Annotated in this window: 14 protein-coding genes; 5 read left to right on the forward strand and 9 right to left on the reverse strand. The window is 58.5% G+C overall.

The genetic code is table 11. The annotated features are described in order from the left end of the window. A partial coding sequence (locus AC07V0_RS29825; RefSeq protein ID WP_495020200.1) for a LysE family translocator occupies positions 1-592 on the forward strand: 592 nt, incomplete at its 5' end. Positions 593-689: 97 nt separating this feature from the next. Here AC07V0_RS29825 and AC07V0_RS29830 read toward each other — a convergent pair. From AC07V0_RS29830 to AC07V0_RS29840, 3 genes are all read right to left on the reverse strand, one after another. Next, on the reverse strand, positions 690-1,394 hold the full coding sequence (locus AC07V0_RS29830) for a hypothetical protein (RefSeq protein ID WP_018930160.1): 705 nt from the start codon (positions 1,392-1,394) through the stop codon (positions 690-692). A gap of 112 nt (positions 1,395-1,506) precedes the next feature. Beyond that, a complete protein-coding gene (locus tag AC07V0_RS29835; protein ID WP_495020201.1) occupies positions 1,507-3,027 on the reverse strand; it encodes a sensor histidine kinase in 1,521 nt (506 codons plus the stop codon). Further along, a complete protein-coding gene (locus tag AC07V0_RS29840; protein ID WP_018930163.1) occupies positions 3,024-3,740 on the reverse strand; it encodes a response regulator transcription factor in 717 nt (238 codons plus the stop codon). Before AC07V0_RS29840 ends, AC07V0_RS29835 begins: the two co-directional genes overlap by 4 nt. Before the next feature lie 152 nt (positions 3,741-3,892). Between AC07V0_RS29840 and msrB the strand changes: the two genes are divergently transcribed. The 3 genes from msrB to msrA are packed head-to-tail and all read left to right on the forward strand — an operon-like array spanning position 3,893 to position 7,005. Then, the gene (gene msrB, locus AC07V0_RS29845) at positions 3,893-4,408 is read left to right on the forward strand and encodes a peptide-methionine (R)-S-oxide reductase MsrB (RefSeq protein ID WP_018930164.1); all 516 of its coding nucleotides are present in this window, start codon (positions 3,893-3,895) and stop codon (positions 4,406-4,408) included. A 43-nt stretch (positions 4,409-4,451) separates the two neighbouring features. Next, positions 4,452-6,260, forward strand: coding sequence for a cytochrome c biogenesis protein DipZ (locus AC07V0_RS29850; RefSeq protein WP_495020202.1), 1,809 nt, complete (start codon positions 4,452-4,454; stop codon positions 6,258-6,260). A 28-nt stretch (positions 6,261-6,288) separates the two neighbouring features. Then, a complete protein-coding gene (gene msrA, locus AC07V0_RS29855; RefSeq protein WP_495020203.1) occupies positions 6,289-7,005 on the forward strand; it encodes a peptide-methionine (S)-S-oxide reductase MsrA in 717 nt (238 codons plus the stop codon). 15 nt (positions 7,006-7,020) lie between these two features. Here the strand turns inward: msrA and AC07V0_RS29860 are convergent, their stop codons facing one another. Continuing rightward, positions 7,021-8,034 carry a sensor domain-containing diguanylate cyclase gene (locus AC07V0_RS29860; protein WP_018930167.1) on the reverse strand — a complete coding sequence of 338 codons (1,014 nt, stop codon included), beginning with the start codon at positions 8,032-8,034 and terminating at the stop codon, positions 7,021-7,023. A gap of 75 nt (positions 8,035-8,109) precedes the next feature. Then, entirely contained in the window at positions 8,110-9,015 is a 906-nt protein-coding gene (locus AC07V0_RS29865) for a LysR family transcriptional regulator (protein ID WP_026286730.1), read from the reverse strand. Positions 9,016-9,117: 102 nt separating this feature from the next. Here AC07V0_RS29865 and AC07V0_RS29870 point away from each other — a divergent pair, with 102 nt between their 5' ends. Then, entirely contained in the window at positions 9,118-10,293 is a 1,176-nt protein-coding gene (locus AC07V0_RS29870) for an aspartate aminotransferase family protein (protein ID WP_018930169.1), read from the forward strand. Between the two features lie 6 nt (positions 10,294-10,299). Here AC07V0_RS29870 and AC07V0_RS29875 read toward each other — a convergent pair whose 3' ends face one another. The 4 genes from AC07V0_RS29875 to AC07V0_RS29890 form a co-directional block, all read right to left on the reverse strand. Further along, positions 10,300-10,554, reverse strand: a complete 255-nt coding sequence (locus AC07V0_RS29875; protein ID WP_007940443.1) for a Txe/YoeB family addiction module toxin — start codon at positions 10,552-10,554, stop codon at positions 10,300-10,302. After that, the gene (locus AC07V0_RS29880; RefSeq protein ID WP_007940444.1) at positions 10,551-10,805 is read right to left on the reverse strand and encodes a type II toxin-antitoxin system prevent-host-death family antitoxin; all 255 of its coding nucleotides are present in this window, start codon (positions 10,803-10,805) and stop codon (positions 10,551-10,553) included. The genes AC07V0_RS29875 and AC07V0_RS29880 overlap by 4 nt, the downstream gene beginning before the upstream one ends. A 227-nt stretch (positions 10,806-11,032) precedes the next feature. Further along, on the reverse strand, positions 11,033-11,560 hold the full coding sequence (locus tag AC07V0_RS29885) for a P-loop NTPase family protein (protein ID WP_495020204.1): 528 nt from the start codon (positions 11,558-11,560) through the stop codon (positions 11,033-11,035). A gap of 16 nt (positions 11,561-11,576) precedes the next feature. Next, the gene (locus tag AC07V0_RS29890) at positions 11,577-13,514 is read right to left on the reverse strand and encodes an alkaline phosphatase D family protein (RefSeq protein WP_495020205.1); all 1,938 of its coding nucleotides are present in this window, start codon (positions 13,512-13,514) and stop codon (positions 11,577-11,579) included. Positions 13,515-13,862: the final 348 nt, after the last annotated feature.

Consider the following 13,862-nt stretch of genomic DNA (forward strand, 5'->3'; position numbering starts at 1 on the left):
TGGCAATGGTCACAGGAAGGTATCGGCTGCTGCGCCATTTTCCGACTTCGGGCCGGATGCCTTTGCCGGACGCTTACGATTGAGCGCCGTACCAGGTGCGTTCGGAGCAGCCCTGGCGGATGCTCTGTATGCCGCAGTCGCGTTGATGGGGGTAGCGCTGATCAAAACCTTTGTATTGGGCTATCTGGATCTTCTGACAGTTGTCTCAATAGCCTATCTCTTCTATTTGGGTATAAGGATCACTGCGTCCTCTGATTCGACAATGAGCATCACACGCCAATCAGGCTTTTTCTCTGTGTTTGCGTTAACGCTGAGCAATCCGTTGACCATTGTGGCAATCACCTCTTATGTCATCGCTAATCACTCAGACGAAGCGACTGTTAACGTGCCTCTTTCGCTCGCTGGTTTTTTCGTCGGCAGTCTCGCCTGCCAGATGGTGTACGTAATGGGGGGCGATGTTATTGGAAGGGCATTGTCTGGAAGGAAAAGCACTCGCCTATTGAATTGGTCTAGTGGTCTTTGTCTGATCGTTTTCTCTTTATGGAAACTACAAGATTTCATCAGGGCTAAACCGTTTTTGTGGGCGGTTTGAGATGGCGTGCAGCACCTGAGCCGAGTGCCAATCTCGTGCGCGCAGGCAATAAAAATCCCCGCTCGATGGCGGGGATTTTTGTGTGCAGCGTTTAGCGTTACTGCGCGGCGATGCTGTAACCGTCGAACGCGGTCTGCTGCTGCAGCGCGGTGATGATGTTTTTTCGGTTGACCGGTTGTTCGGCCCCGGCATTGTCCAGGAACGTCTCGCTTTCCAGCTCCGCTTCTTCACCTTCGCCGACGAAAGTGAAGCCCAGGAATTCCAGCGCTTCACGGTCAACGTTCAGGCGCGAGCGCGGGGTGCGCAGGGGCAGGGTGACGCTGATGCCGTCCTTGCTGATGGTGAACACTTCGACTTCTTTTTTGGCGCGAGCCGCTTTGCTCTTGCCGCTGCTCGGGTTGCTGATGGCTTGGTGAGTCTGGTTCAGCACTTTCAGCGCCAGGCCATAAACGATTTCCTGGAACGCCGGGTCATCCTTGAAGCTGGACAGAATGCGGCTGATCGGGAATTTGCTGCTCAGGTCTTCCAGGGCGGCAATATCGGCCGCTTCGGCGTCTTTCAATTGCTTGAGTTCGCCCATCAATTCGTAGGCTTTATCGTCATCGAAGCTGTCGTGAGCCTGGCGAATCGCGGCGCGCAGTTCGCGGATCTGGTCGCTTTCCCGGGTGGATTGAAAAGCGTCCAGAACCATCTCGCTGATGGTCTTGGCCTGAGGCACGTGTTGTGAAAGATTGATGGAGTTTTCGTATTCCGCTTTGGACGACAAGGTGACTACGGATTCAGCGGTATTGGAATCGGACATTGAAATTTCACTACTTCTTTAACTTGGATAGAGGCGAGAAAGCACAGGGCTTTTTCAGGCCGCCTAATCTATTGGACCCACGCTGCGTTGTCACGGATGAACAGGTGGCTGGTCAGTATTTTTGGTGAGAGGTTTTAGACCGAGCCATCCATTGCTCTGCCGTTTGCTCATCCGCCGGCAGGGAAAAACGAAAAGTCGCACCGCGTCCCGGCACTTCGATCAGCTCAATCTCGCGACCGTGCAATTGCAGGATCCGGTGCACGATCCGCAGCCCCAGCCCGCCATCGCGCCGTGCGCCGCCAATGTTGAATGGCCGCAGGAACAGACCTTCACGCAGTTGGGGGGCGATGCCAGGACCGGTGTCGCTGACGGTCACTTCGATAAAAGCCCCTTGGGGGCGGAGGCTGAGTTCGATTTCTCCCCCTTGGGGCGTGTGGCGCAGGGCGTTATCGAACAAATTGGTCAGCACCCGCTCGATCAGCCCCAGGTCGGCGCAGGCCACGGCGACGTTGGGGGCGAAGGTGGCCTTGAGTTCAATCTGGCGCGCTTCGGCGCTGAGTTCGAACTTCTGAAAAATGTCCTGCACCAGATCAGTCAGGGAGAAACGCTCCAGCACCGGTTGCACGAAACCGTGTTCCAGCCGCACCAGTTCCAGCAACGATTGCGCCAGGCCGCCGACCTTGCGGCTTTGATCCAGGGCGATTCCCAGATAGCGACGGCGATCGGCGGGGGACAAGGTGGCGTCCTTGAGCGAAAGGGTTTCCAGGTAACCGTGCAGCGAGGCCAGCGGTGTGCGCAGGTCGTGGGAGATGTTGGCCACCAGTTCGCGACGCTCCTGATCCTGACGGGTCAGCGAGCGCCATTGTTCACCGAGGCGCGCTTGCATCTGTCGGAAGGCTGCGTCGAGTACGGCTATTTCATCGTGGCTGGCGGCCTTTTCCATGGGCTCCGGCTCAGGTTCGGGCGAAGCGGTCGGAACGCCGTTGATATCGAACTGACTGACTTTCTCGGTCAAGCGACGCAATGGCCGGGTGATCAGGGCGAATGCCGTGAGGCCGGCAATCAGGCACAGCAACGCCACCAGTCCGATGGACAACAACGCGGTATTGAGTGCGGCGCTGGTGGCTCCGCGCTCGGCGAAGCGGTCATGCGCTTCGCTGAGCAACACCACATACAAATAACCGGCCGGCTGACCGTTGACCCGTAAAGGCGCGGCGCTGAACACCTTGCGGCCATCGACGCTGCGCGGATCGTCGCCGAGAATCGGCAATGCCTCGCCCTTGAGCAAGCGCTGGATTGGCAGCAGATCGACCTGCTCCCTGTGTATTCGGCCTTCGGGCGCGGCGCTGCCGACAATCCGGCCACCGGTGTCCAGCAGATAGACCTCGACACTGGGATTGACCAGCATCAGCTGGCTGAACAGTTCATGCACGGCATTGGGCATCGGGCCATTGCGGTCCATCAGCACGGTGTCGTGGGCGATGTGTTGCGCCAGATCCCGCGACAAGCCTTGCACCACTTCCAGCTCATGCATCTGGTTGGAGCGCACCTGCATCCATACCGAGGTGCCGCTGCACACCAGCAACAGCACGGCGAACACCAGGGACAGGCGTTGAGTCAGGGTCAGCCTCATGGCTGCTCTCCGCTTGCTGCGAATTTGTAGCCACGGCCCCACACCGTGAGGATGCGCGCCGGTTGCGCCGGATCGGCCTCGATCTTTGCCCGCAGGCGGTTGATATGAGTGTTGACTGTGTGTTCATAGCCTTCGTGGCTGTAGCCCCACACCGCATTGAGCAGGTCCATGCGCGAGAAGACTTTGCCAGGCTGACGGACAAAGAAGTACAGCAGGTCGAATTCCCGTGGCGTGAGGTCAAGACGCCGGCCGTCGAGGGAGACTTCACGGGTGATCGGGTCGATGGACAGGCCATCGCTGATCAGACTGCCAGCATCCATTTTCAGATTGCGGGCCATGGCGTCGACCCGTCGCAGCAGTGCCTTGACCCGTGCCACCAGCTCGAGCATGGAAAAGGGTTTGGCCAGGTAATCGTCGGCACCCAGCTCCAGTCCCAGAATCCGATGCACTTCGCTGGAGCGCGCACTGGTGATGATGATCGGTGTGTAACGGGCCATGGCCCGGGCGCGGCGGCAGATTTCCAGGCCATCGACGCCGGGCAGCATCAGGTCGAGGATCAGTGCGTCCCAGCTTCCTTGCTGCAACAGACGCATGCCCTCGTCGCCGTCGGCGCAGTGCACCACCTCAAACTGCTCATCGCGCAGATGCAGGCAGATAAGGTCGGCGATGTGCAGGTCGTCCTCGACCACCAGGACGCGTTTGGTCTGTTCCATGGAGCTCGATCCTTTGTGACGCAATGAACACATTGTGCGGGTTTTCCTGAGATTGAGTTATCACGAATTATTTAACTCCTCGTGAGGATTTGGCGATCAACTCAAGCCTAGGCTGTGTTCCATGCAAGGCACTTGGAATTTTGGAGAAGGCCATGTTTTCACGGCGACAGTTTCTTGTAGCGAGCGGCGGGCTGGGGGCTGCAGCCCTGGTGATCGGTGTATTGCCAAAATTTTCCACAAGCGTTGCGCTGGTCGATGAAGCCCGCGCGCAGGAGGTTTTCGAGGTGACCCACAGCGACAGCGAATGGCATGCCCGGCTCAGCGCCGAGCAGTACGAAATACTGCGCGAAGAGGGCACCGAACGGGCCTACAGCAGCCCGCTGAACAACGAGCACCGCAAAGGCGTTTTTGCCTGCGCCGGTTGTGATCTGCCGTTGTTTTCTTCCGACACCAAGTTCGACAGTCGTACTGGCTGGCCGAGTTTCTGGGCCCCCCTGGACAACGCGGTGGCCACCCGACAGGACCGCTCCTTCGGTGTATTGCGCGAAGAGGTGCACTGTCGTCGTTGCGGCGGTCATCTGGGGCATGTCTTCGAGGATGGGCCAAAGCCCACCGGTCTGCGCTACTGCATGAACGGCCTGGCGCTGACCTTCAAGCCACAGGCGTGATCCATGGGCACTTCCTTTCACTCACTTCATGCAGGTCGACGATATGTGGCTTCTGGTCCTCGCTTATCTCGGTGGTGTGCTGACGATTGTCAGCCCGTGCATTCTGCCGGTATTGCCCTTTGTCTTCGCTCGCACCGGGCAGCCGTTTATGAAAAGTGGCTTGCCGCTGCTGGCGGGGATGGCGCTGACCTTCGCGCTCGTCGCCTCGTTGGCGGCGGTGGGCGGCGGTTGGGTGGTGCAAGTCAATCAATACGGTCGCTGGCTCGCGTTGCTGTTCGTTGCACTGTTCGGGTTGACGCTGTTGCTGCCGCGGTTGGCCGAACGCCTGACGCGTCCACTGGTGGCAGCCGGCGGTCGGCTGTCGCAAGCCGCGGGCGCCGATGCCCGGCCGCGTCCCGGCGCTTCATTCCTGATCGGCGTCGCCACGGGCCTGCTCTGGGCACCCTGCGCCGGGCCGATTCTGGGTTTGCTGCTGACCGGTGCGGCGCTGCAAGGGGCAAGCATCGCGACCACCCTGTTGCTATTGGCTTACGCGGCCGGTGCCGCCACTTCTCTCGCTGCGGCACTGCTGCTGGGCGGTAAAGTCTTCGCCGCAATGAAGCGCTCAATAGGCGCGGGCGAGTGGCTGCGTCGAGGCCTGGGCGCTGCGATGCTGGTTGGTGTGGTGGCGATAGCCCTGGGACTGGACACCGGGATTCTGGCGCGGGTTTCAACGGCGTCCACCGGCGGTATCGAACAGGCGCTGGTCAACCGGTTGGCCAGTAAGACTCCGGCCAACAGCGGGGCGATGATGGCGCAGATTCCACGGGCCGGCGATCAACCCGCCGGCGGCATGATGGCCGCTGGAGATGCGATGAAAGTGACCGCGAAGGCGCCGAACGCGCTGCCGATTGAGGGCAGCCTTCCATCCCTGGACGGCGCCGTGCAATGGCTCAACTCGCCCCCACTCACCGCTCAGGCGTTGAAGGGCAAGGTCGTGCTGGTGGATTTCTGGACTTACTCCTGCATCAACTGCCTGCGCACCCTGCCGTATGTGAAGGCCTGGGCTGAGAAGTATCGCGATCAGGGTTTGGTGGTGATCGGTGTCCATGCGCCCGAGTTTGCCTTCGAGCGGGATGTGGGCAATGTCACCAAAGCCATGAAGGACCTGGGCATCACCTACCCGGTGGCCATCGATAATGACTACAAGATCTGGCGTGCTTTCAACAATGAATACTGGCCGGCCCATTACTTTGCCGATGCTCAGGGACGCATTCGTTATCACCATTTTGGTGAAGGCAAGTACGCCGAGTCCGAGCAAGTGATTCAGCAACTGTTGCGTGAGGCGGGGGCCGCGAAAGTCGCGCAGGGGCTGATCAATGCCAACGCCCAGGGTGTTCAACTCGCCCCGGACATGAATGAAGTGCAATCCCCCGAAACCTATGTCGGCTACCGACGGATGGAGCATTTCGCCTCTGAAACCAGCCTGGTGCCGGACAAGGCGACTGCCTATAAGCCACCGTCACAACTGGCCCTCAATGACTGGAGCCTGGACGGTCAATGGGCTGTCGGTCCGGAGCGGGCCGTTTCAAACGCTGCGGCCAGTCGTATCGTCTATCGGTTTCACGCTCGCGACTTGCACTTGGTGTTGGGCCCCGGTGCTGACGGCAAACCGGTGCGTTTCAAAGTGTTGATCGATGGCAAGCCCCCAGGTGATGCCCACGGTATCGACGTCGCGCCTGATGGCCGGGGCAGCGTCACCGAGCAGCGGTTGTATCAACTGGTACGCCAGAGCACAGGCGTAAAAGACCGGACCTTCAGCATCGAGTTTCTCGATCCGGGTGTGTCGGCGTATGCGTTTACCTTTGGTTGATAGCCCCCATTCATTCAGGAGACAGCCCATGAAAACCCCATTCAACTGGCGTCGCACATTTCTGGGTTTGGCCGCCGCCAGCGTTATCGGTCAGTGCTCTGCATTCTCGTTCGCAGGCGCCGAAGAGGCGGTCCTCATCCCGGCGCCGACGCTTGATGAAACCACCCAGGCGCACAGCGAAACGGCGGTTTTTGCCGGCGGTTGCTTCTGGGGCGTCCAAGGCGTGTTCCAGCATGTCAAAGGGGTGAAAAATGCGGTTTCCGGTTATGCCGGTGGCGCAGCCAATACCGCTCAATACGAGCGGGTCAGCGAGGGTGACACCGGCCATGCGGAGGCCGTCGAAGTGACCTTCGATCCCGCTCAGGTCAGTTACGGAAGCCTGCTGCAGATCTATTTCTCGGTGGCCCACAACCCCACCGAACTCAACCGCCAGGGCCCGGACCGAGGCACTCAGTATCGGTCGGCGCTATTCCCGAAAAGCACCGAACAGCAACGCGTCGCCCAGGCTTACATCACCCAGCTCGACGCTGCCCATTCGTTCAATAAACCGATTGTCACCAAGCTGGAAAGCTACAACGGTTTCTACCCGGCGGAAGAGGAGCATCAGGACTTCCTGACCGAGCATCCGACATACCCCTACATCGTGATCAATGACCTGCCGAAAGTGGCGCAGTTGAAGCAACTGTTTCCGGGTCGGTATCAGGAAAAACCAGTATTGGTGAAAGCGGGCATGCAGGGCGGCTGACAGGACGGAGTCGCCTCACCCCGAAATCAGGTTCTTGCCCGCGATTTTCGACCGATACAACGCCTGATCGGCCCTGGCCAGCAACCCGGTCTGTTGTTCTTCTTCAAAGCGCTGCACCACGCCAAAACTCATGGTCACTTGATAGTCCCCGACCGGCAGCAGGCTCGCCAGGCCATGACGGATTCTTTCAGCGAGTGACCTGGCGTCGGCCAACAAGGTATTGGGCAAAATCAGGATGAATTCGTCACCGCCCCAGCGCGCCAACAGATCGCCTTTGCGCACGCAGTGCTTCACACTCTCGATCACTTGCACCAACGCTGCATCTCCCAGGGCGTGACCGTAGTGATCGTTGATGTTTTTGAAGTCATCGAGGTCCATGGCGATCAGCGACAGGGGTTCGCGGAAGCGTTGGGCGCGGTCGCATTCCTTGGGCAGGGTTTTCTCCAGTCGATAGCGATTGGCGATGCCGGTCAGCACATCGGTTTCTGCCAATTTACGATTTTCTTCGAGTTGAATCTGTAACTGCTGATTGACCCGGGACAACTCCCGAGTGCGTTCCTTGACGATGGCTTCCAGGGATTGATTACGCCGCTCCATTTCTTCGATCAGGCGTTTCTTGTCTTCGATGCTGCGGTGCGCGCCGATCATTCGCGCCACCGAGCCGTCGGCATTACGTGCCAGCACGTAGCCGCGATCCTCGATCCAGGTGTAAGTGCCATCGCGCATGCGGCAGCGATACTCGGCCTGATAAGCGGGAGCGCGCTGATCCAGGTAGTCATCAAACAACGCCATGACCCGCGAATAATCGTCGGGGTGGATCACGTTTTCCCAGGTCAACACATTGTTGTCCAGGGAATGAGGCGTATAGCCGAGCATCTCGTACCACCCGGGGTTGCGATAGACGAACCCGGTGTTGGCGTTCCAGTCCCAGATACCATCGCTGACCAGTTCCAGAATGGTGTGCAGCATGTCTTCGTTAAAATCTGACAGATCGAACTTCAACGGCTCGATTTTCGATGCCTCACCCATCATCGGTCTCCCTGCCGTCCTGATATTAACGTGACTCGTCAGTCGAGGAGATTAGTTCATGGCGTATTGCCCCGGCTAGTGCTTGCCCCACCACTGCAGTGCAAAGTCAACGAAGCTGCGCAATTTCGGCAAACGGTAGCGGTCCTGGGCATACACCAGGTTCATCGGCCGACTTGGCAGTTGGTAGTCCTGCATCAAGGCCACCAGTTTTCCGTCCCGAAGGTCTTGTTCCACCAGCGCATCGGGAACCATCACGATGCCCATGCCGGTTCGCGCCGCTTGATGCAACCCCGCCGAGCTGTTGATCAACATCGGCCCGCTGACCGCCACCATGACTTCACCTTCGGGCCCCTTCAGGCGCCATTGTTTGGCTACCGAGTGCCAGTCATCTCCGGCCGGGTAGGCGAAGGCCAAACAGTCATGGTGTTGCAGGTCGGCGGGTTTCTGCGGTGTGCCTCGACGCTCCAGATAATCCTTCGATGCGCACAGGGTCATCGTGTAGTCGATGAGCGGGCGAGAAATCATGTTGGACAGCTCGGTCGTGCCCAGACGAATCGCCACGTCGAAACCGTTGTCGAGCAAGTCCAGGCGCTGGTTGGTCAAAACGACATCGAGTTTGACTTGCGGGCAGCGCAGGGTGAACTCGCTCAGGGCCGGTGCGAGCCGTTCGGTGCCGAAGGTCAGCGGTGCGGTGATGCGCAGAGTGCCGCTCGGCTCGTCGAGGGTTTGTTCGGCCAGGCGTTCGGAATCAGCCACCAACCCCAGCACTTCGAGACACCGCTGATAGTACGCCGTGCCGAATTCCGTCAAACGCTGACGCCGTGTCGTACGGTTGAGCAAGCGCACACCCAGGCGTTGCTCCAGAGCCCGCAGGTGATTACCGACCATGGTCGTGGACATTTCGCACTGCAAAGCGGCGGCGGTCATGCTGCCGGCTTCCACCACTCTTACGTAAACGGTCATTGCCTGGAATAAATCCATTATCAAGCCCAGCTTTAAAATGATTGAAGTGTTGCGGTATTTATCCAGCTCAGGTGGCTAACCATACTGCAAAAACACCGACTATTGATGGAGCTTGATGTCATGACTGCCACCTGCCTGATGAGCACTTACCAACCTTTGGCCCTGAGTTTCAGCAAAGGCCTGGGCACGCGCCTGTGGGATCAGGCCGGTCGTGAATACCTGGACGCGGTGGCGGGCGTGGCGGTGACCAACGTCGGCCATTCCCATCCGCGAATCGTGTCGGCCATCAGCGAACAGGCCGGGTTGCTGTTGCACACATCCAACCTGTACAGCATCGACTGGCAACAGCGGCTGGCGCAGAAACTGGTTCGGCTGTCGGGCATGGAGCGGGCGTTCTTCAATAACTCCGGTGCCGAAGCCAACGAAACCGCGCTGAAACTTGCGCGGCTTTACGGCTGGCACAAAGGCATCGAGCAGCCGCTGGTAGTGGTCATGGAGAACGCTTTCCACGGACGGACCCTCGGCACCTTGTCGGCCAGTGACGGCCCGGCGGTGCGCCTGGGGTATAACAAGTTGCCGGGGGACTTCATTAAAGTGCCATTCGGCGACCTCGCTGCCCTGGAGAAGGCGCAGAAAGCCCACGGCCCACGCATTGTGGCGATTCTGATGGAGCCGATTCAGGGCGAAAGTGGTGTGCAAGTGGCGCCGCCTGGTTATCTCAAAGCGGTGCGCGAGCTCTGTGACCGGCGCGCCTGGTTAATGATGCTCGACGAAATCCAGACCGGCATCGGCCGTACCGGCCAGTGGTTTGCGTTTCAGCACGAAGGCATCATCCCGGACGTCATGACCTTGGCCAAAGGCCTGGGTAACGGAGTGCCCATCGGTGCCTGCCTGGCTCGGGGCAGGGCTGCGGATTTATTCACACCTGGCAGCCACGGCAGTACATTCGGCGGCAATCCGCTGGCGTGTCGGGTGGGTTGCACCGTGCTGGAGATCATCGAGGAACAAGGCCTGCTGGAAAACGCCAGACTTCAGGGCGAACGCCTGCTTGCCAGATTGCGCGTCGAACTGGCCGACGATCCGAACGTCCTGGTGATCCGTGGCCAGGGATTGATGATCGGCATCGAACTCGCCCAACCAATCCGCGACCTGACCCTGATCGCCGCACGGGATCACGGTTTGCTGATCAACGTGACACGGGGCAAGACCATTCGCCTGCTGCCACCGCTGACGATTGATGAGCGGGAAGTGGAAATGATTGTCAGAGGAGTGGGGCGGGCGGTGAAAGCGGCCTGAATGTGCTCAGTAGTGATACCTGCAAAGCACGATGCGCACCTCACCATTCTCGATTGCATAAACCAGGCGATGCTCGGAGGTGATTCGGCGTGACCAGAGGCCGCTCAGATTGTGTTTGAGCGGTTCAGGTTTGCCCAATCCTTCGAAGGGCTCACGCAGGATCGCCTTGATCAGCAGGTTGATTCGTTTGAGCCCGGCCTTATCGTTTTGCTGAAACCACAAATAGTCGTCCCAGCCTTCAGGAGTGAACTCGATATTCATTCTTCGATGAGTTGCCTGACTTTGGTTTTCCCTGCTCGTAGGTTGCCGATTGATTTGATCAGTCGCTCGGCATTGGCTGGAGAACGGAGCAGATAGGCTGTCTCTTCGAGAGCGTTGTACTCCGCCAGAGACATCATCACCACAGGTTCGCCTTTCTGGCGGGTAACCAGCAATGGGGCACGGTCTTCGTTGACCCGATCCATGGTTTCGGCCAGATGTGCACGTGCGGTGGTGTAGTTGATGGTTTGCATGTTGTAGTCCTCGCTCAATGCAAAGAACGTACAGAAATGAGTACATGATGACAAGGCGACACCTACGAGTGGTCATTACGCAGACGACATATCCACGCTGGGTTAAAGTATCGCTGAAGCTTCTTCAAGACGTTTCTGCGAACGATGTAATCCCATTCTGACAATCTCGCCAGCTAGTCGTGTCCAATGTAGGAGTCCGATTCGCACGCAGAAAACGGCAGGGACGATCAGTCGGTTGGTTGCACCGCACTGACGAAAGCCGAGACTTCAGCCTGATTCATCAGTTGGCGTTTCGACCCGCTAAACCGGTCAAACAAACGCTGATGGGCGGCAAATCCACTGGACCCTTGGCGAGTACGGTAGCTGCCGGCCCAATCGAGTAACGCAATCAGCAACTCTTCCTTCTCGTCCCGCCTCGCTTCTCGCTGGCGTATGTTGTTCACGCAATCTTCGTCCTCCAGACGCAGCCAGATCAGCGCAGTGGCCTGCTCCACAAGTTCGCTGACCATCCAGCCGTAAACACCCTCGATAATCCAGCGCTCTTCACTCGCCGCCACCCGCGCCATTCCCAATGCCTCGGCGCGGGGACGGGCGATGCTGTGTTCATCAGATGCCCAGTGAATCAGGTCGAGATCAATCCAGGGCACTTGCAGATGCTCGGCCAGTCGTTTGGCCAGCCAGCTCTTGCCCGAGCCGGAGTTGCCGATGATCAGGGTTCGAGTGAGGTTTAGGGTGGCCGGGTAATGATTACTCATGGTCATTCGTGCGAAGTCAGTCGGCTGTTTCGGACATTTCTGGCGCGATCATTCGCGTCTTCGGCGATCCATCCGCATTGAATTGATAAATATCCTGTGGCTGGCCCTTTTCATTGAAGAACACTTGGCCAATTCCTGCCGAGTTCCACAACCGTTCCCCTGCTTCGGCGTGTTCGGGGATGTGCGGAACAATGCGCATGCGTCGGCATTTGGTCAGCCAGTTAAGGGGCGAGCGGGGCGAGTAGAGCCAACGGTTGAGGCGGTCGAACCATTCGAGCAGGGCGGGTGGGAATTCGTTTTTGATGCCGCTGCTGGTGATCTGCCAGATACGCGGGCCGGCCTTGCGGTGTCGGATCAATACTTCATAGACGAAGGAATAATGCACATCACCGGACAGCACCACGTAGTTACCGGGTGTGCGGGAGTGTCGGAAAATGTTCAGGATCACCTGAGCCGCGCCGCGATGAGCCATCCAGTTTTCGGCGTCCACCAGCAGTGGGTAACCGCACCAACTGAACACGCGCTGTACGGTTTCGATCAATTTGACGCCGAAGATCGGCGCCGGTGAGACGATGATCGCCGAAGAATGATCGAGCAATTCCTGTTGCAGCTCACTGAGCGCTTCCCAGTCCAGCAGGCCCGACGGCTGCTTGAGATTCATCTCGCTACGCCAGCGCCGGGTGCGGGTGTCGAGCACCACCAGCGCCGGGCGGGTGGGCAGCACGTAATGCCACTGCTGAAAACTCAGCAGTTCATCGATCAATTCGTCCTGGATCTCGCTGTCGAGGTGATGGTCTTGCCCCGTGACGCTCAATAAGCGGGTTTTTTCCAGTACGTTGCCAAACGCATCCGGGTTGTTGCCCCAACCCTGACACAACATATAAGCAAGCAGCGCGTTGCCGATGATGCGCTTGGAGAACGGATGGTTGTAGGCCGTTTCCTCCCATTGCGCAGAAAGATTCCAGTCATCGGTAATATCGTGGTCATCGAAAATCATCAGGCATGGCAAATGCGCCATCGCTCGCGCGACGCCACCCAGCCCCGCCTTGAACCCATCGATGCGCGTCTGCTCCAGGGCATAACGCTTGCGTCGTTCGGGCGTCAGTGTCGGTGGTTGCGGCGCGATCAACGTCCAGGGCGTTGGCGACCACACCAGCAGGTACATGGCCATGACTTCGGCGAAGGTCACCAAATGATTGTCGGCGCTGCTGCTGGTGAAAATCGGCTTACGCGCCCCACCGAAAAATCGCTCGCGCAGGGTTTCGTTGCTCTCAAGTGCCGGTAACAAATCCGCACGATGGTAGTAACTGGCCGGATGTTCGTAGAGTTTGGTGCTGACGCTGACCACTGCGCCGTCGAGGTGTTCGTCGAACAACCCCAAGCGTTCGATCAAGGCATGAATTGCACGCAGCATTGGCCCCGCGACATCATCTGCATACACCTGATCGCCGCTCATCATTAATAGAGCCGGACGCTTGCTTGCGTCCGGCTCTGACGCGAGCAACCGGTCGACACACAGCAAGCCATCGGCCGCCGGATGGTGAGGTTTACGGCAGGAGCCATGCAGCAACTGATCGATCTGTGAGCGCAACACAAAGTTCGGGCAGCGCGCTTCGCCATATAGTAGGTGAGGTGCCCATTCGGCGATGCCCGACGGAGCGCCATCCGCCTCGGTGATCAGCAGGTCGTACTCGATTAGCGTGTCGCAGGGCAGGGCGGTGTTCAGCGGTACATCGATTAGATGAATAAAGGCATGAGTGCCGACGGGAATGATCGTGCATTGATCCGCATTGAGGCGGATATCGATGCCTTGCAGGCGCAGCGTCAGCGCCAGCGCACGCGACCCGACCAGCCAGAGCACCAGCCGCGCAGGTTCCAGGCGCCGCAATAACGGGCCGACGAGTACGGGTGGTAGTGATTGATGAGCGTCAGCTAGTGGCAAAGACATGGACATCCCGTTCAAGAATCCTGGCGCAGAGGGGCGCGATCATAGCGCAGCTGGTAAAGAGGGCGGGTTTGTCGACGGGTAATGCAAGCAAAGCCTGGACTGCTCATGAGGCAGAAGTCGGTACTGCGCCTAAGCCGCATGGATTAGGTAAAAATAATTACAACAGGTGGTTGACCACCAAATAAAACACTGTATTATTCGCCTCCCGCTAACGAGGAGTTTGAAACTGAGTTAGCGGCAAGTAGTTGAATTTCATGAAGAAAATTTGAAATTTACTGCTTGACAGCAACAGAGGCTGCTGTAGAATGCGCGCCTCGGTTGAGACGAAAGCTCTTAACCAACCGCTCTTTAACA

Source organism: Pseudomonas sp. GW821-FHT01E10 (assembly GCF_059422365.1).